Annotated in this window: 21 protein-coding genes; 20 read left to right on the top strand and 1 reads right to left on the bottom strand. The window is 68.5% G+C overall.

Annotation, left to right across the window (positions count from 1 at the left end; translation table 11 throughout):
- Positions 1-2: 2 nt before the first annotated feature.
- The 6 genes from AB3K92_RS17570 (at position 3) to AB3K92_RS17545 (ending at position 5,103) form a co-directional block, all read left to right on the top strand.
- Positions 3-863: a hypothetical protein gene (locus AB3K92_RS17570; RefSeq protein ID WP_059677422.1), complete on the top strand. Its 861-nt coding sequence runs from the start codon at positions 3-5 to the stop codon at positions 861-863.
- 45 nt (positions 864-908) lie between these two features.
- On the top strand, positions 909-1,268 hold the full coding sequence (locus AB3K92_RS17565; protein WP_369465512.1) for a hypothetical protein: 360 nt from the start codon (positions 909-911) through the stop codon (positions 1,266-1,268).
- A gap of 76 nt (positions 1,269-1,344) precedes the next feature.
- Entirely contained in the window at positions 1,345-2,790 is a 1,446-nt protein-coding gene (locus AB3K92_RS17560; protein ID WP_369465511.1) for a Do family serine endopeptidase, read from the top strand.
- A 90-nt stretch (positions 2,791-2,880) separates the two neighbouring features.
- On the top strand, positions 2,881-3,360 hold the full coding sequence (locus AB3K92_RS17555) for a YbaB/EbfC family DNA-binding protein (protein WP_369465510.1): 480 nt from the start codon (positions 2,881-2,883) through the stop codon (positions 3,358-3,360).
- Between the two features lie 53 nt (positions 3,361-3,413).
- Complete coding sequence (gene tecA, locus AB3K92_RS17550) at positions 3,414-3,941, top strand: type 6 secretion system effector deamidase TecA (protein WP_230952490.1); 528 nt, start codon at positions 3,414-3,416, stop codon at positions 3,939-3,941.
- 268 nt (positions 3,942-4,209) lie between these two features.
- Complete coding sequence (locus tag AB3K92_RS17545; protein WP_042976374.1) at positions 4,210-5,103, top strand: IclR family transcriptional regulator; 894 nt, start codon at positions 4,210-4,212, stop codon at positions 5,101-5,103.
- Positions 5,104-5,206: 103 nt separating this feature from the next.
- Here the strand turns inward: AB3K92_RS17545 and AB3K92_RS17540 are convergent, their stop codons facing one another.
- Positions 5,207-6,286: a porin gene (locus AB3K92_RS17540; protein WP_042976372.1), complete on the bottom strand. Its 1,080-nt coding sequence runs from the start codon at positions 6,284-6,286 to the stop codon at positions 5,207-5,209.
- 24 nt (positions 6,287-6,310) lie between these two features.
- Here AB3K92_RS17540 and AB3K92_RS17535 point away from each other — a divergent pair, with 24 nt between their 5' ends.
- From AB3K92_RS17535 to AB3K92_RS17470, 14 genes are all read left to right on the top strand, one after another.
- Positions 6,311-6,637, top strand: coding sequence for a hypothetical protein (locus AB3K92_RS17535; RefSeq protein ID WP_369465509.1), 327 nt, complete (start codon positions 6,311-6,313; stop codon positions 6,635-6,637).
- Positions 6,638-6,731: 94 nt separating this feature from the next.
- Entirely contained in the window at positions 6,732-7,049 is a 318-nt protein-coding gene (locus tag AB3K92_RS17530; protein ID WP_021161517.1) for a non-heme iron oxygenase ferredoxin subunit, read from the top strand.
- A gap of 3 nt (positions 7,050-7,052) precedes the next feature.
- A complete protein-coding gene (locus AB3K92_RS17525) occupies positions 7,053-7,364 on the top strand; it encodes a recombinase-like helix-turn-helix domain-containing protein (RefSeq protein ID WP_369465508.1) in 312 nt (103 codons plus the stop codon).
- Between the two features lie 68 nt (positions 7,365-7,432).
- Positions 7,433-8,503, top strand: a complete 1,071-nt coding sequence (locus tag AB3K92_RS17520) for an aromatic ring-hydroxylating dioxygenase subunit alpha (RefSeq protein WP_021161515.1) — start codon at positions 7,433-7,435, stop codon at positions 8,501-8,503.
- Positions 8,496-9,266, top strand: a complete 771-nt coding sequence (locus AB3K92_RS17515) for an SDR family oxidoreductase (protein WP_059588519.1) — start codon at positions 8,496-8,498, stop codon at positions 9,264-9,266. Before AB3K92_RS17520 ends, AB3K92_RS17515 begins: the two co-directional genes overlap by 8 nt.
- Positions 9,267-9,299: 33 nt before the next feature.
- On the top strand, positions 9,300-9,827 hold the full coding sequence (locus tag AB3K92_RS17510; protein WP_021161513.1) for a cupin domain-containing protein: 528 nt from the start codon (positions 9,300-9,302) through the stop codon (positions 9,825-9,827).
- 18 nt (positions 9,828-9,845) lie between these two features.
- Positions 9,846-10,742, top strand: coding sequence for an alpha/beta fold hydrolase (locus AB3K92_RS17505; RefSeq protein WP_369465507.1), 897 nt, complete (start codon positions 9,846-9,848; stop codon positions 10,740-10,742).
- Complete coding sequence (locus AB3K92_RS17500; RefSeq protein ID WP_059497041.1) at positions 10,739-11,596, top strand: IclR family transcriptional regulator; 858 nt, start codon at positions 10,739-10,741, stop codon at positions 11,594-11,596. Before AB3K92_RS17505 ends, AB3K92_RS17500 begins: the two co-directional genes overlap by 4 nt.
- A complete protein-coding gene (locus AB3K92_RS17495) occupies positions 11,593-12,390 on the top strand; it encodes an SDR family oxidoreductase (protein WP_059484804.1) in 798 nt (265 codons plus the stop codon). Before AB3K92_RS17500 ends, AB3K92_RS17495 begins: the two co-directional genes overlap by 4 nt.
- Positions 12,383-14,050 (top strand): thiamine pyrophosphate-binding protein, encoded by a 1,668-nt coding sequence (locus AB3K92_RS17490; protein WP_369465506.1) that lies wholly within the window; start codon positions 12,383-12,385, stop codon positions 14,048-14,050. Before AB3K92_RS17495 ends, AB3K92_RS17490 begins: the two co-directional genes overlap by 8 nt.
- Positions 14,043-14,870 carry an aspartate dehydrogenase gene (locus tag AB3K92_RS17485; protein ID WP_021161508.1) on the top strand — a complete coding sequence of 276 codons (828 nt, stop codon included), beginning with the start codon at positions 14,043-14,045 and terminating at the stop codon, positions 14,868-14,870. The genes AB3K92_RS17490 and AB3K92_RS17485 overlap by 8 nt, the downstream gene beginning before the upstream one ends.
- A gap of 72 nt (positions 14,871-14,942) precedes the next feature.
- The gene (locus AB3K92_RS17480) at positions 14,943-16,433 is read left to right on the top strand and encodes an aldehyde dehydrogenase (RefSeq protein ID WP_059484807.1); all 1,491 of its coding nucleotides are present in this window, start codon (positions 14,943-14,945) and stop codon (positions 16,431-16,433) included.
- 18 nt (positions 16,434-16,451) lie between these two features.
- A complete protein-coding gene (locus tag AB3K92_RS17475; RefSeq protein ID WP_369465505.1) occupies positions 16,452-17,414 on the top strand; it encodes a VOC family protein in 963 nt (320 codons plus the stop codon).
- A complete protein-coding gene (locus tag AB3K92_RS17470; protein ID WP_369465504.1) occupies positions 17,411-18,655 on the top strand; it encodes an NAD(P)/FAD-dependent oxidoreductase in 1,245 nt (414 codons plus the stop codon). The genes AB3K92_RS17475 and AB3K92_RS17470 overlap by 4 nt, the downstream gene beginning before the upstream one ends.
- Positions 18,656-18,677: the final 22 nt, after the last annotated feature.

Raw genomic sequence — 18,677 nt, 5'->3', positions numbered from 1 at the left:
GCATGGGAACCGTCCGTTCGACGCCGCGCGTCGTCGTACCCGATGCGCGCACGCCGGGGCGCCGCCGCCCGGCCGGGGCTGCCGACCGCCCGCGCATGCCGAAAGCGAACCCGTGGCCGGGCCGGCCCGGCGAGTGGCCCACGCATTGCCCGCTGTGCTTCGGGGCGCTGGAGCCGTTGCCCGGTGCGGGCGGTTACGCGCGGCACCGGAGCGCGCGATGCTCCGCGCAGTGCGTGCTCACCACGCGCCAGTACCAGCCGGAGGACCTGACGATTCGCGGCTCGCGCGACGCGCAGGTGGCCGCCCGGCATCGCGAGCGCTTCGTGGCGCACTGGGCGCGTCATTACGCACTGATGCGGCGCGCGTGGCCCGCGCTCACGATCGGGCGTTTCATCGCGGTGATCGCCTGCGTCGACGTCGCGGATCTCTGGTCGTACCGGATGTTGCGCGACGACGATCTGGCGGCCGTGCTGCTCGTGCTGGCCGGTTTCCTGCGCGTGCCGGACGCGTCGGGTGCCGATGTTTCGGGCACCGATGCGTCGGGCGCCGATGCGTCAGGCGTCGACGCGCGCGCGCCTGGCGTGCGGTGGGTCCGATTCTGGTTCGACGCGAGCGTGCGCGACGTCGGCGATCTGTGGGCGGCCGGTAACGGCGCGCCGTCGCTGTTTCGCGTCGACTATCGCGAGCCGCTCGTCACGCCGTACCCGACCGGCGCGCAGGTGCAGGCGTGGCAGCCGGTCGACGGCATGCGCGACGCCTGGGCGCAGCGGGTCGATACGCAAGAGCCGGCCGTCGACGACGCCGATCGCGCGGCGTTCGCGCGTTTCCTGGCGCGCGCGTCGGTGCCGGGCGCGAACGTGTGACCGCGGCAGCGCGGGTGCCATGGCGTCATTTCTGAAGGATCGCGCATGAAGATGCGACGAAGCGCAATCGCGACGATCGTCTGCCTGCTGGTGGCAACCGGTACGCACGCGCAGGGCGGTCGCGCGGCGGCGAGCGCGGGGGCGGCCACGAAGCTGGTGTGCGTCGATGCGGAAGTCGACGGCAAGCGTGCGCTGTCGTACGACTGCCTGAGCCGGCAACTGACGCCGAAGGCCGATCCGCAGGCGGGCGCATCGCAGACGGATGCGGAGCGACTGTCGAAGCAGCCGTCGAACCGTCTTGGCACGTTCAACCTGTCGACCGAGCGGAACCGGTTCGGCTCGAACTGGGGCCGGTCGGTGACGCCGCAGCGGCCGGATGCGCCGGTCGCGGTGCCGCCGAAGTAATGCGTGCGGCCGGGCGTGCCGCGCGCGTACCGATGAGCCGGCGGCGCTCCGGCGCGAACCGACGAGGAGCAGCGACATGAAGGCGGGCAGGTACACGAACCGGGCGGTTGTGCTGCGAGCGATGGCGGGCGGGCTGGCGCTGGCCTGCGCGTGCGCCGGTGCAACGACACCGGCACCGGCATCGGCATCGGCCGCCGAACGGCCGACGCAGCCGGTTGCCGCGTCGCCTGCGCCGGCCGTTGCGTTGCCGAACTTCGCCGCGCTGGTGCGGCGCGTCGGCCCGGCCGTCGTCAACATCAGCGTCACGCGCGAAGTCACGCAGATGGGCATCCAGCTGCCGCCGGGCATCGCGCCCGATCATCCGCTCGCGCCGTTTCTCGCGCGGCGCGTGATCGGCAACCGCGAGGAAGTGAGCCTCGGCTCCGGCTTCATCGTCAGTGCGGACGGCGTGATCCTGACCAACCGGCACGTGGTCGGCGACGCCGTCGCGATCGACGTGAAGCTGACCGACAAGCGGCAGTTCAAAGGGCGCGTGATCGGCAGCGACCCCGTCTCCGACGTTGCCGTGATCCGCATCGACGCGCACGACCTGCCGGTCGTCGCGACCGGCGACCCGGCCCGCACCGAGGTGGGCGACTGGGTGATGGCGATCGGTTCGCCGTATGGATTCGCGAACACGGTCACGCAGGGCATCGTCAGCGCGAAATCGCGCTCGTTGCCCGGTGAGCGCGCGATTCCGTTCATCCAGACCGACGTGCCGATCAACCCCGGCAATTCGGGCGGCCCGCTGTTCGATCTCGGCGGCCGCGTGATCGCGATCAACTCGATGATTTTCTCGAAGACGGGCGGCTACCAGGGGCTCGCGTTCGCGATCCCGATCGACATCGCGCTCGACGTGAAGGACCAGCTGCTGCGCACCGGCAAGGTCACGCGCGGCCGGCTCGGCGTGGCCGTGCAGGAGGTAAGCCAGGCACTCGCACGTTCGTTCGGCCTCGCGAGCCCGGACGGCGCGCTGATCACCATGGTCGAACCGGACGGCCCGGCCGCGCACGCGGGCCTGCAACCGGGTGACGTCGTGCTCGCCGTCGACGGCAAGCCGGTCGCCGAATCGGCGGATCTGCTCGGCACGGTCGCGCTCATGCGGGCCGGGCGGCAAGCCGACCTGCTGGTGTGGCGCGCGGGCAAGGCGAGGCACGTGATCGCGACCGTCGCCACATTCGACAGCGGGTCGGCACCGGGAAGCGGCGAGCAAGGGCCCGCGCGGTTCGGGCTCGCGTTGCGCGCGGCGACCGAGCAGGAGCGCCAGCGGCTCGGCGTCGGCCAGGCGCTCGTCGTCGAGCAGGCGAGCGGCCAGGCCGCGCGCGCGGGGTTGCAGGCCGGCGATATCGTGCTGTCGGTCAACGGCACGCCGGTCGCGAACATCGGCGCGCTGATGACCGAGATCGATGCCGCGCGCGGCAACGTCGCGCTGCTCGTCCAGCGCGGCGGCACGCGTCTGTATGTGCCGATCGAGATCGGTTGAGCGGTTGAGCGGTTGATCGGGTGGGCGGGTGGGCGGCTGCGCGGGCGATGTCACGCGGCACGACGGCTCATCGTCGAAACGGGAGGCGGAATGAAGCGAAGGCAGGAATGGCGCGTGTCCGGCGGGTGGCGGGCGATCGTCGTCGCGTGGGCGCTTGTTTTGGGTATCGCGCCGGCCGTCGCGCAGACGACCGACGTGCCGCAGGCATGGATGCGCTACGGACAGCTTGCCGGGCAGCAGTTCCAGACGTGGCTCGAAGCCGACGGCGACGCGGCCGATCGGCTGCACCGCTATCTCGAGGCGCGCGTGCTGAACGCGAGCGCCGCCGCGCCGCCGCCCGCGATCGTCGTGCGCGCGTGGATCGGCCCGAACGGCGCCGTCACGCGTGTCGAATTCGCGTCGCTCGGCGATCCCGATGCAGACGCGACACTGCGGCAACTGCTCACGGTCGGCCCGCTGGCGGAACCGCCGCCGCCCGACATGCTGCAGCCGTTGCGCGTGCGCCTGCGGCTCGCGCCGAATCCCGATGCGGCCGCTGCCGCGCCGGCATCGGCCGCCCGCACGCCGTGACGCCCGGGCAGGAATGCCGGCGTGGCCGGATATCGTAATAACATATGACGTTATTGCGTCGGCAGGACGATGACGTCCTGCTTCTTCACGAGGAGCCACCCATGCAACTGAGCCAGTTAGGCGGGCATGTCGCCCAATCCGGTTTCGCCGAACGGCAGAAGCACGCGCAGGCGCTGATGTTCGGCATGGCCGACATCAACGAGTACGTGTCCGGCGGCGTCTGTTACGACGCCGCGGCCTATGTCCGGTATCTGCTGCGCAGCGACGCGATGATCGCGCCCGGTGCGCTGCTCGACACCATCGGCCAGCACTGGCGGGCCCGCTTCAACTTCGAGACCGGCGGCGAATGGGACGGGCGCGCGAGCATTCCGGCCGGAACCGCGGTCGGCTTCTCGCGGGGCGGCACCGTTTTTCATGCCGCGATCGCCGTCGGCGGCAGCCGGATCCGGGCGATCAACGGGGGCCGTCTCGGCAGCGGCTGGATGTACGCGGTCGACCTTGCGCGGGTGCTCGAGCCGGACGCGGCCGGCGGATTCACGTATGACCGCGCGAACATCCGGGTACACCTGTCGCGCCTGTAGGCGGCGCGGCTTCGGCAGCCACGCCGGCCGCCGCGCGCCGCGCCCACGGCCGGCATCGCGTCGTTCGGCGATTTCCGCATGGCGCCGCGCTGTCCATCGCTGCTATCCTCTCGACCGTGAATGACTATTCGTGGGGCCGTGGAAGCGCATGCTGCGCCGCGGCGATTCACGCGGGTGCGAGCCCGCGTGCGCGCCGGGTTCGCATGGCCGCCTGCCCACGACGATCCATGACCCGTTTCGTGATTGATTTCCTTCCGTCCATGTCCACATGGCCAAGACAACGATGAGCGACGCGCCTGAATCCGCGGCGCCCGGCGACGACGAATCGTCCGGCGGCGCATCGTCCTACCTGGTGCCGGGGCTCGAACGCGGGCTGCGGATCCTCGCCGAATTCTCCGCGCGCGAGCCCGTGCTCGGCGCGCCCGAGTTGTCGAAGCGCATCGGCATTCCGCGCACGACCACGTTCCGCCTGCTGCAGACGCTCGAAGCGCTCGGTTTCCTCGAGCGCGTGAACGGCGACCGTTATTTCCGGCTGGGCGTCGGCGTACTGCGGCTCGGTTTCGAATACCTGAATTCGCTTGAACTGACCGATCTCGGCACGCCCGTGCTCGAGCGGCTGCGCGATACGACGGGCCTGTCGACGCATCTGCTGATCCGCGACCAGCGCGACGTCGTGTTCGTCGCGAAGGCGCAGAGCAACGCGTCGATGTTCGGTTCGGTGAAGGTGCACGTCGGCACGCGCCTGCCCGCGCATGCGACCGTGCACGGCCACGTGTTGATGGGCGACCTGACGCGCGACGCACTGCGCCAGCTCTATCCGGAGAAGAAACTCGAACAGTTCACCGAGCGCACGCCGGGCACCGTCGACGAACTGTACGAGCGCGTGCGCCATTACGCGCGGCTCGGTTATGCGGTCAGCGAGGCGGCATTCGAGAGCGGCATTTCGGCGGTCACGGCGCCCGTGCGCGATCATTCGGGCTCGATCGTCGCGGCGATCACCGCGACGGTGCCGCGCTCGGAGATCGGCGAGGCCGGCGAGAAGGAACGGCTCGTCGAAGCCGTGTGCGGCGCGGCGGTCGATCTGTCCCAGCGCCTGAACTATCGTCCGCTCGAAAGCGACCCGACGTTCGCGCACGCGCGCCACAAGGTCGCGATGTTCTGACGCCGACTTGTCGGGCGGGCCGCCGCACGCGGCACCGCAATCAAAAAAACGAGGGGCCCGCGGGCCCCTCGTTTCGTTTCAGGCACCGGCTGCCTGGCGCCGTTCAGAACGAGTGGTGGATCCCGGTGAGCACGACCACCTGGTTCGCGGTGCTCGACACGCCGGCCGTGAAGAACGCGGCCTTTGCGCCGCCCGAACCGTGCTCGTACAGCACGTTCGCATAAAGCTGCGTGCGCTTCGACAGCGAATAGATGTCGCCGAGTTCGACCTGCGTCCAGCGGCGGCCGGCCAGCGTCGTGGTTGCCGCGCCGCCCGCGATCGTGTTGAACGCGCTGCTGCGATAGTTCACACCCGCGTCGTAGCTCTGGAAGGTGTCCGAATAGCCGTTCGACTGCATTTTCGTGCGCGTGTACAGGCCATGTACGAGGAAGTCGCCGAACTGATAGGACGCGCCCGCGCCGATGTTCTCGACCTTGTTCGCGATATAGCCGTTCGCGGTGTTCTGCCCCTGGAAGGACGTGATGCCGGTGGTGCTGATCAGGATCGAGCGGTCGTGCTCGTTCGAGTACACGGCCGACGCCTTGAACGGCCCGTTCGCATAGTTCAGCGCGACGCCGACCGACTTGCCGGTCGAGAAGTTCGTCGTGTTGCCGAGCGCCATCGTCGCCGCGGCCGAGAAGCCCGCGAAGGTCGGCGAACGATACTTGACCGCGTTGTTGTACGGCACGTTGCCGGTCGCGGCGAGCCCGTCGATGTTGCCGGGGTGGAACGCATACCAGCTCATCGCGAGGTAGGCCGTGCTGAGCGGATCGAGATAGTCGAACGACAGCGGCGTCTGGCGACCGAGCGTCAGCGTGCCGTAGCGTTCCGAGCTGAGGCCGACGAAGGCCGCGCGGTTCCAGATCGTATTCGCGGTCGCGAACTGGCCGTTGTTCGTATAGAAGCCGTTTTCGAGCTGGAAGATCGCCGACAGGCCGTCGCCGAGGTCTTCCTTGCCCTTCAGGCCCCACCGGTCGGGCTGCGTATTGCCCTGGATCATCGCCCATTTCGCATGGCCGCCGACGTTGTTCACGTACGCGACCCCCGCATCCATGCTGCCGTACAGCACCACGCTGCTCTGCGCCCACGCGCCCGACACGGCGCCCAATCCGATCACTGTTGCTGCTACCGCATGCTTGACCATTTGATCTCCTGAATCTCCAACCTGATGAAAACGTGCCGTGGCGGCCTGCGCGGGAACGGCCTGCCGTTGCGCGTCTTCGCCATCGAGCGGGCATTTTTTATGTTCCATACAAGGAACAATGTGCCTCTGATGGAATGGAGTATAGGGGCGTCGAGCGCCGTATCAAAAATAATTTTTTCGGGACGGATGGAATTCGTGCCGGTGCCCGGTTGCGGTGCACGACGTCCGAAAAAAGGCCGTAAATGCCCGATACACAACAAAAAATTACATTTGGCAAGGCAGGCGGAAGTGACTGCCGACGCGATGGTCGGTGTTTTCCCTAGGGCGTGCAGCTTTTTGTTTTACTCGTGAAAAGTCGCTCCTATAATCACCATCCATAAACTGCTGTTCCGGGTATGGAACAAATCGGAACAAACCGAGAGTCGATCAGAAGGAAGGGTGTGAGATGTCTGAACAATGGGTTTGCGCCGGGCACGCCGGCGCGCTGTCGGAAGACACGCCGATCGAGTTCAAGCGGACCGACGGCGTCGAAATCGGGATCTACCGCGTCGGCGACGACGTGTATGCGCTCGAGAACGTGTGCCCGCATGCGTACGCGCTGCTGACGCAGGGGTTCGTCGACGAAGGCACGGTCGAGTGCCCGCTGCACGAGGCCGTGTTCGACATCAGGACGGGCGAATGCCTGAAGGGTCCGGGCGGGCGCGCGCTGAAGCAGTACGCGGTGCGCCTTGCCGGCGAGGAAATCCAGATCAAGGTGGAGTAACCGATGAAAGAAGCGACCGTCAACTTCAATCCCTTCCTCAAGCCGTGGGTGGCGCCGCAGCCGAACAACGTCGCGGGCAAGGGGCAGATCGAGATCCCCGGCCAGGCCGAGAACCAGGTCTGGCAGAACCGCAAGGCCGCCCCGACCCAGTACGAAAACGACCTCGGCGATGCGCTCGAGCGCGTGTTCGAAGCCGGCGCGACCGAGCTGGACGATGTCGTCGCGGGCCTGAACCGCATCGGCTTTCGCGCGCCGGACGGCACGGTTTGGACACCTGAGCGTTTCCGCGCCGAAATGGCCGCGCTGGCGGAATGAGCGCAGCGACCGCGCCGCGCGCGTGAGCGCCTGAGCGCCGACCCGACAACCGCATCCGGAGCACACTGATGACGTCCCCTGTACAACACGCAGTCCAACACGACCCGGTCCGTGACTATCTCGACCGCGGCATCAAGAACTACTGGTATCCCGTCGCGCCGAGCTGGCAGGTGTCGAACGCACCCGTCGGCCTCACGCGCCTGTCCGAGCAGATCGTGCTGTGGCGCGATCACGAGGGCAAGGTTCACGCACTCGAAGATCGCTGCCCGCACCGCGGCGCACGCCTGTCGCTCGGCTGGAACCTCGGCGGCAACATCGCGTGCTGGTATCACGGCATCGAAGTCGACGGCGGCGGCACGGTCAACCGCGTGCCGGCCGTGTCGAACTGTCCGCTCGAAGGCACGAAGTGCGTGAAGTCGTATCCGGTCGAGGAGAAGGCCGGCGCGATCTTCCTGTGGTTCGGCGATGAAGCGCACGGCGAGCCGGCGCCGCTGAACCTGCCCGAGGAACTGGTCGCCGACGAGTACGGCCACTTCCTGTGCGTGTCGAACTGGAAGTGCAATTACCAGTACGCGATCGACAACGTGATGGACCCGATGCACGGCGCGTACCTGCACGCGACGTCGCACTCGATGGCCGAAGGCGACAAGCAGGCCGACATGCGCGTGCGCAAGACGGAAACGGGCCTGATGTTCGAGAAGATCGGCCAGCGCGACGTGAATTTCGACTGGGTCGAGCTCGGCGAAACCGGCTGCCTGTGGATGCGCCTCGCGATTCCGTACAAGCAGAAGTTCGGCCCCGGCGGCAACTTCGGGATCATCGGCTTCGCGACGCCGGTCGACGGCGACAACTGCCAGGTCTATTTCTGGCGCACGCGCAAGGTCAGCGGCTGGCAGCGCGACGTGTGGCGATTCATGTACCGCAACCGCCTCGAGGGCCTGCACTGGGACGTGCTCGAGCAGGACCGCTACGTCCTCGAAAGCCTCGCGCCGCACGCGCGCGATCACGAATACCTGTACCAGCACGACGTCGGCATCACGCGCGTGCGCCGGATGCTGCGCCAGCGTGCGCAGGAGCATCTTTCCGCGCTCGACGCGCATCGTGCGGCGCAGGCCGCGGCGGAGCCCTCGCATGGCTGAGCGCGCTCCGGTCGTGTCGCTGCCGGGGCGCCGCGTGCTCGTCACGGGCGGCGCGCGCGGGCTGGGCGCGGCGTTCGTGAAGGCGCTGGTTGCGGCGGGTGCGCAGGTCGCGTTCGGCGACGTGCTCGCCGAAGAAGGCCGCGCGCTGGCCGCGCAGCTCACGCAAGCCGGCCACACCGCGTTTTTCTTCACGCTCGACCTGGCCGATCCGGCGAGTGTCGATGCATTCGTCGCGCAGGGCGCGGCGGCGCTCGGCGGCATCGACGCGCTGATCAACAACGCGGCGATCACGAACTCGGGCGGCAAATTGTCGACGGAGCTCGACGTGTCGACCTGGGACGCCGTGATGAACGTGAACGTGCGCGGCGTGTGGCTCGTCAGCAATGCGGCGTTGCCGCACCTCGCGCAGTCGGGGCGCGGCGCGATCGTGAACCTCGCATCGGACACCGCGCTGTGGGGTGCGCCGAAGCTGCTCGCGTACGTCGCGAGCAAGGGCGCGGTGATCGCGATGACGCATGCGCAGGCACGCGAATTCGGCGTGCACGGCGTGACGGTCAATGCGATCGCGCCGGGGCTGACGGAAGTCGAGGCGACCGCCTACGTGCCGGCCGAGCGCCACGCGTTCTACATGCAGGGCCGTGCGCTGACGCGCGCGCAGGTGCCCGACGACGTGACGGGCCCCGTGCTGTTCCTGCTGTCGGACGGCGCGCGCTTCGTGACGGGTCAATTGCTGCCGGTGAACGGCGGCTTCGTAATGAATTGAATTGAAGTTTTCACTCTGATGAAGGAGAGGACGATGGCGGACGCCGATCTCGAACGCAAGTCGTGGGACCAGCCGGAAGGCGCAAGCTTCAACGACTGGATGGAAGGGCGCGTTGCTCGCTACGCGACGCGGCGCTACGACTGGGACGCACTGAAGTTCCAGGCCGACTACGACCCGAAGTACCGCCGCGCGCAGATGCGCTACGTCGGCACGGGCGGCACGGGCGTCGCGAAGGACGTCAACACGGTGCCGGCCGGCAACTTCACGTTCTCGACGATGGTCATCCCGGCCGGCAACATCGGCCCGAGCCACATCCATATCGACGTCGAGGAAATCTTCTTCGTGCTGCGCGGCAAGATGAAGGTGATCTGCGAGCGCGATGGCGAGACGTGGGAAGCGATCCTCGGCGAGCGCGACCTGATCTCGGTGCCGCCGGGCGTGTATCGCACGGAAATCAACATCGGCGAGGAAGATGCGCTGATGTGCGTGATGCTCGGTTCGCCGAAGCCGGTCACGCCGACGTATCCGCCCGATTCGCCGCTCGCGAAGATCAAGCGCTGAGACGGGACGGGTGAAGCAATGAGTGTCATCGACAAACGCGAGCGCGACCGCACCGCGGCGTTCGCCGCGCTGCTCGGGCAGTTTCCCGAGCAGCGTTGCGCGGCCGGCGCGGCGGGCACGATCGGTTACCGTGAGGCGGGCGCGCAGCATGCGGGCCGCGCGCTGCCCGTCGTGCTGCTGCACGGCATCGGCTCGGGCGCCGCATCGTGGGTCAGCCAGCTCGACACGCTCGGCGCATCGCGGCGCGTGCTCGCGTGGGACGCGCCCGGTTACGGCGTGTCGACGCCCGTGCACGGCGCGTCGCCGGGCGCCGCCGATTACGCGGCATCGCTGAACGCGTGGCTCGAGGCACTCGGCATCGAACGCTGTGTGCTGGTCGGCCATTCGCTCGGCGCGATCGTCGCGGGCGGTCTCGCCCGCGTGATGCCCGCGCGGATCGCCGGCCTGCTGCTGGTGTCGCCCGCGGGCGGCTACGGCAGCGCACCGGCCGAAACGCGCGAATCGCGCCGCGACGCGCGGCTCGCGATGCTCGCCGAACTCGGCCCGGCCGGGCTCGCCGAACAGCGCAGCGGCAACATGCTGTCCGGTTTCGCGAACGAGGACGCACGTGCGTGGGTGCGCTGGAACATGGCGCGCATCGTGCCGGCCGGCTATGCGCAGGCCACGCATCTGCTTGCGAACGCCGATCTTGCGGCCGATCTCGCCGGCTTTCGCGGCCGCACGGCCGTGGCCGTCGGCGCGAACGACGCGATCACGCCGCCCGCCGCGTGCGAGCGGATCGCCGCGGCCGCGCACGTCGGGCTGCAGGTGATTCCGCAAGCCGGTCATGCCGGTTATGTCGAGGCGCCGGCCGTCTATTCCGCGCTGATCGACTCGTTCTGCCGTCAGTGCGACCAACAGCGGGGGCCGGCATGAACGAACCGCTGCAACGACCCGAACCCGAAAACGACAAGGCCGAAGCCAGCTACGTGGTGCCCGGCCTCGAACGCGGGCTGCGAATCCTCGCCGAATTCTCGCCGCGCGAGCCCGTGCTCGGTGCGCCGGAGCTGTCGAAGCGGCTCGGCATTCCGCGCACGACGGTGTTCCGCCTGCTGCAGACACTCGAATCGCTCGGCTTTCTCGAGCGCGCGGACAAGGATCGCAACTACAAGCTCGGCATCGCCGTGCTGCGGCTCGGCTTCGAATACCTGAGCTCGCTGGAGCTGACCGATCTCGGCCTGCCCGTGATCGAGAGCCTGCGCGACGCCACCGGCTTCACGACGCACATCGTGATCCGTGATGGCCGAGACGTGGTGTTCGTCGCGAAGGCGCAGAGCCAGTCGCCGGTGTTCAGCTCGATCCGCGTGAACGTCGGCACGCGCTTGCCCGCGCATGCGACGACGCACGGCCACGTGCTGATGGGCGACCTGTCGCTGAAGGAGCTGCGCTCGCTGTATCCGGAAGGCACGCTGAACCGGATGACGAACGCGACACCGGAAACGGTCGACGCGCTGTACGAAGTGATCCGCGAGGATGCGCTGCGCGGCTACGGCGTCAGCAATTCGTCGTTCGAGCGCGGCATCTCGGTGGTCACGGCGCCGGTGCGCAACGAGACGCAGAAGATCGTCGCGTGCATCACGGTGACGGTGCCGCGTCCGGAAATCGACGCGGCGCTGATCGCGGACGGGCTGATCGACAAGGTGCAGCGCGCGGCGGCGGAACTGTCGCGGCGGCTCAATTACCGCTCGGATGACGAGCACACGTTTATGAAAGCATTAGGACTCCGATGATCCAGATCGATCTGACCGGGCAGGTGGCGGTGGTGACGGGCGGTTCGTCCGGCATCGGCCTCGCGACCGCCGAACGGTTCCTGCAGGCAGGCGCATCGGTCGCGATTTGCGGCCGCGACGGCGAGCGCCTGGCGCGCGCCGAGGCGATGCTCGACGAAAAATACCCGGGCGCTCAACTGCTCGCCGCGCGCTGCAACGTGCTCGACGAGCATGACGTCGCCGCGTTCGCGCAAGCGGTGTCCGCACGCTTCGGCCGCGCCGACATGCTGGTCAACAACGCCGGCCAGGGTCGCGTGTCGACCTTCGCGGACACGACCGACGACGCGTGGCGCGACGAGCTCGAACTGAAGTATTTCAGCATCATCCGCCCGACGCGCGCGTTCCTGCCGCTGCTGCGCGATGCGCAGGCGCCGACGATCACCTGCGTGAACTCGCTGCTCGCGCTGCAGCCGGAGCCGCACATGGTCGCGACGTCGTCGGCGCGCGCGGGCGTGCTGAGCCTCGTGAAGTCGCTCGCGAACGAACTCGCGCCGCAGCGCATCCGCGTGAACTCGATCCTGATCGGCATCGTCGAGTCGGGCCAGTGGCGCCGCCGTTACGAAGCGCAGGCGCAGGCCGGCGAAAGCTGGGAGGACTGGACGGGCGCGATCGCCCGCACGAAGCACATTCCGCTGAACCGCTTCGGCAAGCCCGACGAGGCAGCCTGGGCACTTTTTTATCTCGCAACGCATCTGTCGTCCTACACGACGGGCAGCCATATCGACGTTTCTGGAGGCTTTGCACGCCATGTCTGAAAAAACCACGGTTGGCGAGCTGATTGCCGCCTTTCTCGAGCAGTGCGGCGTGAAGACCGCATTCGGTGTCATCTCGATCCACAACATGCCGATCCTCGACGCGATCAACTCGCGCGGCAACATCCGGTACGTCGGCGCACGCGGCGAAGCCGGCGCATTGAACATGGCCGACGGCCTGGCCCGCGTGTCGGGCGGCCTCGGCGTCGCGTTCACGAGCACGGGGACGGCGGCAGGCAACGCGGCGGGCGCGATGGTCGAGGCGCTGACGGCAGGCACCGCGCTGCTGCACGTCACGGGGCAGATCGAGACGCCGTATCTCGACCAGGATCTCGCGTATATCCACGAAGCGCCGGATCAACTGTCGATGCTGGACTCGATCTCGAAGGCCGCCTTCCGCGTGCGCACCGTCGAAACCGTGCTGCCGACGATCCGCGAAGCCGTGCGCATCGCGCAGACGGCGCCGACGGGCCCGGTGTCGGTCGAGATTCCGATCGACATCCAGGCAGCTGAAATCGAATGGCCGGAAGACCTCGCACCGGCGCACGTCGCGGTGCGCGAGCACGATTCCGCACGCGTCGCGAAGCTCGCCGATGCCCTCGCGGCGAAGCGCCGTCCGCTGCTGTGGCTCGGCGGCGGCGCGCGCCATGCACGTGCGGAAGTCGAGCGCCTCGTGAAGCTCGGCTTCGGCGTCGTGACGAGCGTGCAGGGCCGTGGCGTGCTGCCGGAGGATCACCCGGCGACGCTCGGCGCGTTCAACGTGCACGCGTCCGTCGAAGCGTTCTACAAGACCTGCGATGCGCTCGTCGTCGTCGGTTCGCGCCTGCGCGGCAACGAAACGCTGAAGTACAAGCTTGCGCTGCCGCAGCCGCTGTTCCGCATCGATGCCGACGCACTCGCCGACAACCGCGGCTATCGCAACGAGCTGTTCGTACATGGCGATTCGAAGCGCGTGCTGGCCGAGCTGGCCGACCGGCTCGAAGGCCGCCTGTCGGTCGATCCGCAGTTCGCGGCCGATCTCGCGGCAGCCCGCGAGCAGGCGGTGGCCGACGTGTCGAAGGGCCTCGGGCCGTACAAGAAGCTGGTCGACACGCTGCAGGGTGCGGTCGGCCGCGACTACAACTGGGTGCGCGACGTGACGATCTCGAACAGCACGTGGGGCAACCGCCTGCTGAAGATCTTCGAGCCGCGCTCGGGCGTGCATGCGCTCGGCGGCGGCATCGGCCAGGGCATCCAGATGGGCATCGGCGCGGCGCTCGCGGGCGCGGCGGCGAAGACGGTCTGCCTGGTCGGCGACGGCGGCCTGATGGTCAACGTCGGGGAGCTCGTGACGGCCGTCCAGGAAAACGCGAACGTGATGATCGTGCTGATGAACGACCAATGCTACGGCGTGATCCGCAACATCCAGGACGCGCACTACGGCGGCCGCCGCTGCTTCGTGCAGCTGCACCAGCCCGATTTCGCGCAGTTCTGCGCGAGCTTCGGCCTCACGCATTACCGGATCACGTCACTCGACGACGCCGAGGCGATCGTGCGCGAAGGGATGGCCAAGGAAGGGCCGGTGATGGTCGAGGTCGACATGCTGTCGGTCGGCTCGTTCGCATCGCAGTTCGCGGGCCCGCCGGTGAAGAAAGAAGCGCCGACGGAGCGCCAGTATGCTTAACGGGCAAAAGCGGGCCCACGCCCCCGTCGATGTCGCGATGATCGGCTTCGGTGCGATCGGCGCGGCCGTGTACCACGCGGTCGAGCACGATGCGTCGCTGCGCGTCGCGCACGTGATCGTGCCGGAACACCAGCGCGCGGCGGTGCAGGGCGTGCTGGGCGGCGCGGTGGAGGTCGTGTCGTCGGTCGACGCACTGGCCCGCCGCCCCGAGTTCGCGCTCGAATGCGCGGGCCACAGCGCGCTCGTCGATCACGTCGTGCCGCTGCTGAAGGCCGGCACCGACTGCGCGGTCGCGTCGATCGGCGCGCTGTCCGACCTCGCGCTGCTCGACGTGCTCGCGCAGGCGGCCGACGAAGGCGACGCGACGGTCACGCTGCTGTCCGGCGCGATCGGCGGCATCGACGCGCTGGCCTCCGCGAAGCAGGGCGGCCTCGACGAAGTGCTGTACGTGGGCCGCAAGCCGCCGCTCGGCTGGCTCGGCACGCCCGCCGAGGAGATGTGCGACCTGCGCGCGATGAGCGAGGCGAAGGTGATCTTCGAAGGCACCGCGCGCGACGCCGCGCGCCTGTATCCGAAGAACGCGAACGTCGCGGCCACCGTGGCGCTCGCGGGCCTCGGCCTCGACGCGACGCACGTGCGCCTGATCGCCGATCCGGCGGTCGAGCGCAACGTGCACCGCATCACCGCGCGCGGCGCATTCGGCGAGATGTCGCTGGAAATGAGCGGCAAGCCGTTGCCCGACAACCCGAAGACGTCCGCGCTGACGGCGTACAGCGCGATCCGCGCGCTGCGCAACCGCGCGGCCCGCTGCGTGATCTGACCGGGCCATTGAATGTCCGCCCGCGCCACCGCGAGGGCGGACGTGCAGAGACAGATTTGTGGGACTTGTGACATGACTCCTTTCGATACGAGCCTCGTGCCCGACGGCAACATCCTGATCGGCGGCGAGTGGCGGCGCGGCCGTGGCGCGCCTTACGCGAGCATCTATCCGGCCGACCAGTCGCTGAACATGGAGGTGTCGACGGCGAACGCGGAAGACGCGGCCGAAGCCGTCGTGGCCGCCGACGCCGCCTGGCGCCGCGCCGACTGGGCCGGGCTGAAGCCGCACCTGCGCGCGCAGGTGCTGTACCGCATCGCCGACCTGATCATGCAGCGCCACGAGGCGCTTGCGAACCTGCAGCGTCGCGACAACGGCAAGCCGATCGGCGAGACGCGCGTGCTGGTGGCGAGCGCGGCGAACACGTTCCGCTATTTCGCGGCGTGCCTCGAAACGCTCGACGAGGAACTGACGCCGTCGCGCGGCGACTACCTGACGATGAGCGTGCACGAGCCGATCGGCGTGATCGCGGCGATCACGCCGTGGAATTCGCCGATCGCGTCCGATGCGCAGAAGCTCGCGCCGGCGCTCGCCGGCGGCAACGCGGTGGTGCTCAAGCCGGCCGAGGTCACGCCGCTCGTGTCGCTCGCGCTGGCCCGCATCTGCGAGGAAGCCGGCGTGCCGAAGGGCGTGCTGAGCGTGCTGCCGGGCAAGGGCTCGGTGATCGGCGACGTGCTCGTGCGCCATCCGCTCGTGAAGAAGGTGTCGTTCACGGGCGGCACGGAAGTGGGCCGCGGCATCGCGCGCATCGCGGCGGAAAAGCTGATGCCCGTGTCGCTCGAACTCGGTGGCAAGTCGCCGACGATCGTATGCGACGACGCCGATCTCGATCATGCAGTGAACGGCGTGCTGTACGGCATCTTCAGCTCGTCGGGCGAAGCGTGCATCGCGGGTTCGCGGCTGTTCGTGCAGCGCGCGGTGTACGACGAATTCATGCAGCGCCTGGTCGCGGGCGCACGCAAGCTGCGCGTGGGCGACCCGACGCGCGCCGACACGCAGATGGGGCCGCTGATCACCGCGAAGCATCGCGAGTCGGTGGAGCGCTACGTGGCGCTCGGCCTCGAGGAAGGCGGCCGCCTGCTGTGCGGCGGCGAGCGGCCGTCGGGCGACGGTCGCGAGAACGGCTTCTTCTATCAGCCGACGATTCTCGAAGGCCTGCCGAACAGCGCGCGCATCTGCCAGGAGGAAATCTTCGGCCCCGTGCTCGTCGCGATGCCGTTCGACGACGAGGCGTCGCTGATCGCGCAGGCGAACGACAGCGTGTTCGGCCTGGCCGCCGGCATCTGGACGCGTGACTACAAGCGCGCGTGGCGCATCGCGCGCGCGCTGGAGACGGGCACCGTCTGGATCAACACGTACAAGCTGTTCTCGATCTCCACGCCGTTCTCGGGCTGGAAGGAGAGCGGGATGGGCCGCGAGAAGGGGCGTCTCGGCATCCGCGAGTACATGCAGCAGAAGAGCCTCTACTGGGGCTTGAACGACGCGCCGTTGCCGTGGGCGAACTGAGCGAAGGGGAAAAACGCAATGAGCATTCTGGGAATCGAGCAGATCACGTACGGGGTCGACGATCTCGCCACCTGCCGGCGCTTTTTCGCCGACTGGGGGCTGAAGGAAGTCGAGCACGACGACACGCAGGCGCGCTTCGAGACGCTGAACGGCTGCACCGTGCTGGTCGTCAAGGCCGACGACCCGGCGCTGCCGCCCGCGTTCGAAGCAGGCCCGACGCTGCGTCAAGTCACGTGGGGCGTCGCGACGCAGCAGGAACTCGACGCGCTGCGCGGGAAGTTTGCAGGCCAGCCCGGCTTTTATGCGCGGAAGGATGCGTTCGGTTGCACCGACCCGAACGGGATGGCGATCCGCATCGAAGTCACGCGCAAGCGCCCACTCGACATCACGGGTTCGCCGTCGAACGTGTGGGGCCGGACGCTGCGCGTCGACCAGCCGAGCCCGATCTACGCGCGTGCGGAGCCGGTCGAGGTCGGGCATGTCGTGTTCTTCACGAACTGCCTCGACGCGCAGGAAAAGTTCTATCACGAGCTGCTGGGCTTCGAGACGTCGGACCGCTACCCGGGCCGCGGCGCGTTCATGCGCTGCGCGCCGCACGGCGGCCACCACGACCTGTTCCTGCTCGCGCTGCCGAACGGCAAACGCGGCCTGAACCACGTCGCGTTCACCGTGCGCGACATCCACGAAGTATTCGGCGGCGGCCTGCACATCGACCGCTGCGGCTGGGAAACGCAACTCGGCCCGGGTCGTCATCCGGTGTCGTCCGCGTACTTCTGGTACTTCCAGAACCCGGCGGGCGGCCTGATCGAGTATTACGCGGACGAAGACATGCTGACGCCCGAATGGCAGCCGCGCGAATTCGAACCGGGCCCGACCGTATTCGCCGAATGGGCCGTCGACGGCGGCCTCGACGGCAACACGCGCCGGCAGAAGCACGCGAAGGCGCCGGAAGGCAAGTTCATGACGGAGCGCAAATCGTGAGCGAAGAGAACGCACAGGCGCACGCCGCGCCGGGCACGGTCGTCGTGATCGGCGGCGGCCAGGCCGCCGGCTGGGTGCTGAAGACGCTGCGCGCGGAAGGTTTTGCGGGCCGTCTCGTGATGATCGCCGACGAGCCGCATCTGCCGTACGAGCGGCCGCCGCTGTCGAAGGCCGTGCTGGCCGGCGACGCCGACATCGAAACCGTGCGCGTCGTGCGTCCCGACGAGTTCGATGCGCTGAACGTCGAGGCGTGGCAGCCGGAACGCGCCGCGTCGATCGACCGTGCGCGCCGCGTGGTGCGTACCGAAAGCGGCAGCGAGATCGAATACGACCGCCTCGTGATCGCGACCGGCGGCACGTCGCGCCGCCTGCCGGACGCGATCGTGAAGACGCCGAACCTGCATTACCTGCGCACGCTCGACGAAGCGGCCGCACTCGGCGAGAAGCTGCGCGCGAGCCGGCGCGTGCTCGTGATCGGCGGCGGCTGGATCGGCCTCGAAGTCGCGGCGACCGCGCGCAAGCTCGGCGTCGAGGCGGTCGTGGTCGAAGGCGCGCCGCGGCTGTGCGGCCGCTCGGTGCCGCAGATCGTGTCGGATTTCCTGCTCGACCTGCATCGCGCGAACGGCGTCGACGTACGGCTCGGCGCGGCGCTCGCGTCGCTCGACGCACAGCCGGACGATGCGTCGAAGGTACGCGCGACGCTCGCCGACGGCACGACGATCGACGCCGATTTCGCGGTGGCCGGCATCGGCCTCGCGCTGAACGCATCGCTCGCGAGCGACGCGGGGCTGGCGATCGACGACGGCATCGTCGTCGACGAATTCGGTGCGACGAGCGACCCGGCGATCTTCGCGTGCGGCGACGTCGCGAACCATCACAACGGCTGGCTGAAACGGCGCGTGCGGCTCGAATCGTGGGCCAATGCGCAGAACCAGGCGATCTCGGCCGCGAAGGCCGTGCTGGGCGTGCGCGCACCGTACGCGGAGATTCCGTGGTTCTGGTCGGATCAGTACGACGTGAACCTGCAGATCCTCGGCGATCTGCCGGCCGATGCGCAGCTCGTCGTGCGCGGCGAGCTTGCCGCGCGACGCGCGACGCTGTTTTTCGTGGGCGAAGGGCATGTGAGAGGTGTCATCGCCGTGAACAACGCGCGTGAGCTGAAGCTCGCGCGCAAGTGGATGAACCAGGGCCGGGCAGTGGATACGGAAGCGCTGGCAGACACGAGCAAGACACTGGCCTGACCGGGCGACGAAACCCAGGAGA

Origin of the sequence: Burkholderia sp. Bmkn7 (genome assembly GCF_041103175.1) — a bacterium.
Classification (GTDB): Bacteria; Pseudomonadota; Gammaproteobacteria; order Burkholderiales; family Burkholderiaceae; genus Burkholderia; species Burkholderia cepacia.
This window is presented reverse-complemented; position numbering and strand designations above follow the sequence as displayed.

Excerpts from the sequence above, each read along its gene's own strand:
- AB3K92_RS17570 (WP_059677422.1), top strand. The coding sequence starts at position 3 with ATGGGAACCGTCCGTTCGACGCCGCGCGTCGTCGTACCCGATGCGCGC.
- AB3K92_RS17565 (WP_369465512.1), top strand. The coding sequence starts at position 909 with ATGAAGATGCGACGAAGCGCAATCGCGACGATCGTCTGCCTGCTGGTG.
- AB3K92_RS17560 (WP_369465511.1), top strand. The coding sequence starts at position 1,345 with ATGAAGGCGGGCAGGTACACGAACCGGGCGGTTGTGCTGCGAGCGATG.
- AB3K92_RS17555 (WP_369465510.1), top strand. The coding sequence starts at position 2,881 with ATGAAGCGAAGGCAGGAATGGCGCGTGTCCGGCGGGTGGCGGGCGATC.
- AB3K92_RS17545 (WP_042976374.1), top strand. The coding sequence starts at position 4,210 with ATGGCCAAGACAACGATGAGCGACGCGCCTGAATCCGCGGCGCCCGGC.
- AB3K92_RS17540 (WP_042976372.1), bottom strand. The coding sequence starts at position 6,286 with ATGGTCAAGCATGCGGTAGCAGCAACAGTGATCGGATTGGGCGCCGTG.
- AB3K92_RS17535 (WP_369465509.1), top strand. The coding sequence starts at position 6,311 with ATGAAAACGTGCCGTGGCGGCCTGCGCGGGAACGGCCTGCCGTTGCGC.
- AB3K92_RS17530 (WP_021161517.1), top strand. The coding sequence starts at position 6,732 with ATGTCTGAACAATGGGTTTGCGCCGGGCACGCCGGCGCGCTGTCGGAA.
- AB3K92_RS17525 (WP_369465508.1), top strand. The coding sequence starts at position 7,053 with ATGAAAGAAGCGACCGTCAACTTCAATCCCTTCCTCAAGCCGTGGGTG.
- AB3K92_RS17520 (WP_021161515.1), top strand. The coding sequence starts at position 7,433 with ATGACGTCCCCTGTACAACACGCAGTCCAACACGACCCGGTCCGTGAC.
- AB3K92_RS17515 (WP_059588519.1), top strand. The coding sequence starts at position 8,496 with ATGGCTGAGCGCGCTCCGGTCGTGTCGCTGCCGGGGCGCCGCGTGCTC.
- AB3K92_RS17510 (WP_021161513.1), top strand. The coding sequence starts at position 9,300 with ATGGCGGACGCCGATCTCGAACGCAAGTCGTGGGACCAGCCGGAAGGC.
- AB3K92_RS17505 (WP_369465507.1), top strand. The coding sequence starts at position 9,846 with ATGAGTGTCATCGACAAACGCGAGCGCGACCGCACCGCGGCGTTCGCC.
- AB3K92_RS17500 (WP_059497041.1), top strand. The coding sequence starts at position 10,739 with ATGAACGAACCGCTGCAACGACCCGAACCCGAAAACGACAAGGCCGAA.
- AB3K92_RS17495 (WP_059484804.1), top strand. The coding sequence starts at position 11,593 with ATGATCCAGATCGATCTGACCGGGCAGGTGGCGGTGGTGACGGGCGGT.
- AB3K92_RS17490 (WP_369465506.1), top strand. The coding sequence starts at position 12,383 with ATGTCTGAAAAAACCACGGTTGGCGAGCTGATTGCCGCCTTTCTCGAG.
- AB3K92_RS17485 (WP_021161508.1), top strand. The coding sequence starts at position 14,043 with ATGCTTAACGGGCAAAAGCGGGCCCACGCCCCCGTCGATGTCGCGATG.
- AB3K92_RS17480 (WP_059484807.1), top strand. The coding sequence starts at position 14,943 with ATGACTCCTTTCGATACGAGCCTCGTGCCCGACGGCAACATCCTGATC.
- AB3K92_RS17475 (WP_369465505.1), top strand. The coding sequence starts at position 16,452 with ATGAGCATTCTGGGAATCGAGCAGATCACGTACGGGGTCGACGATCTC.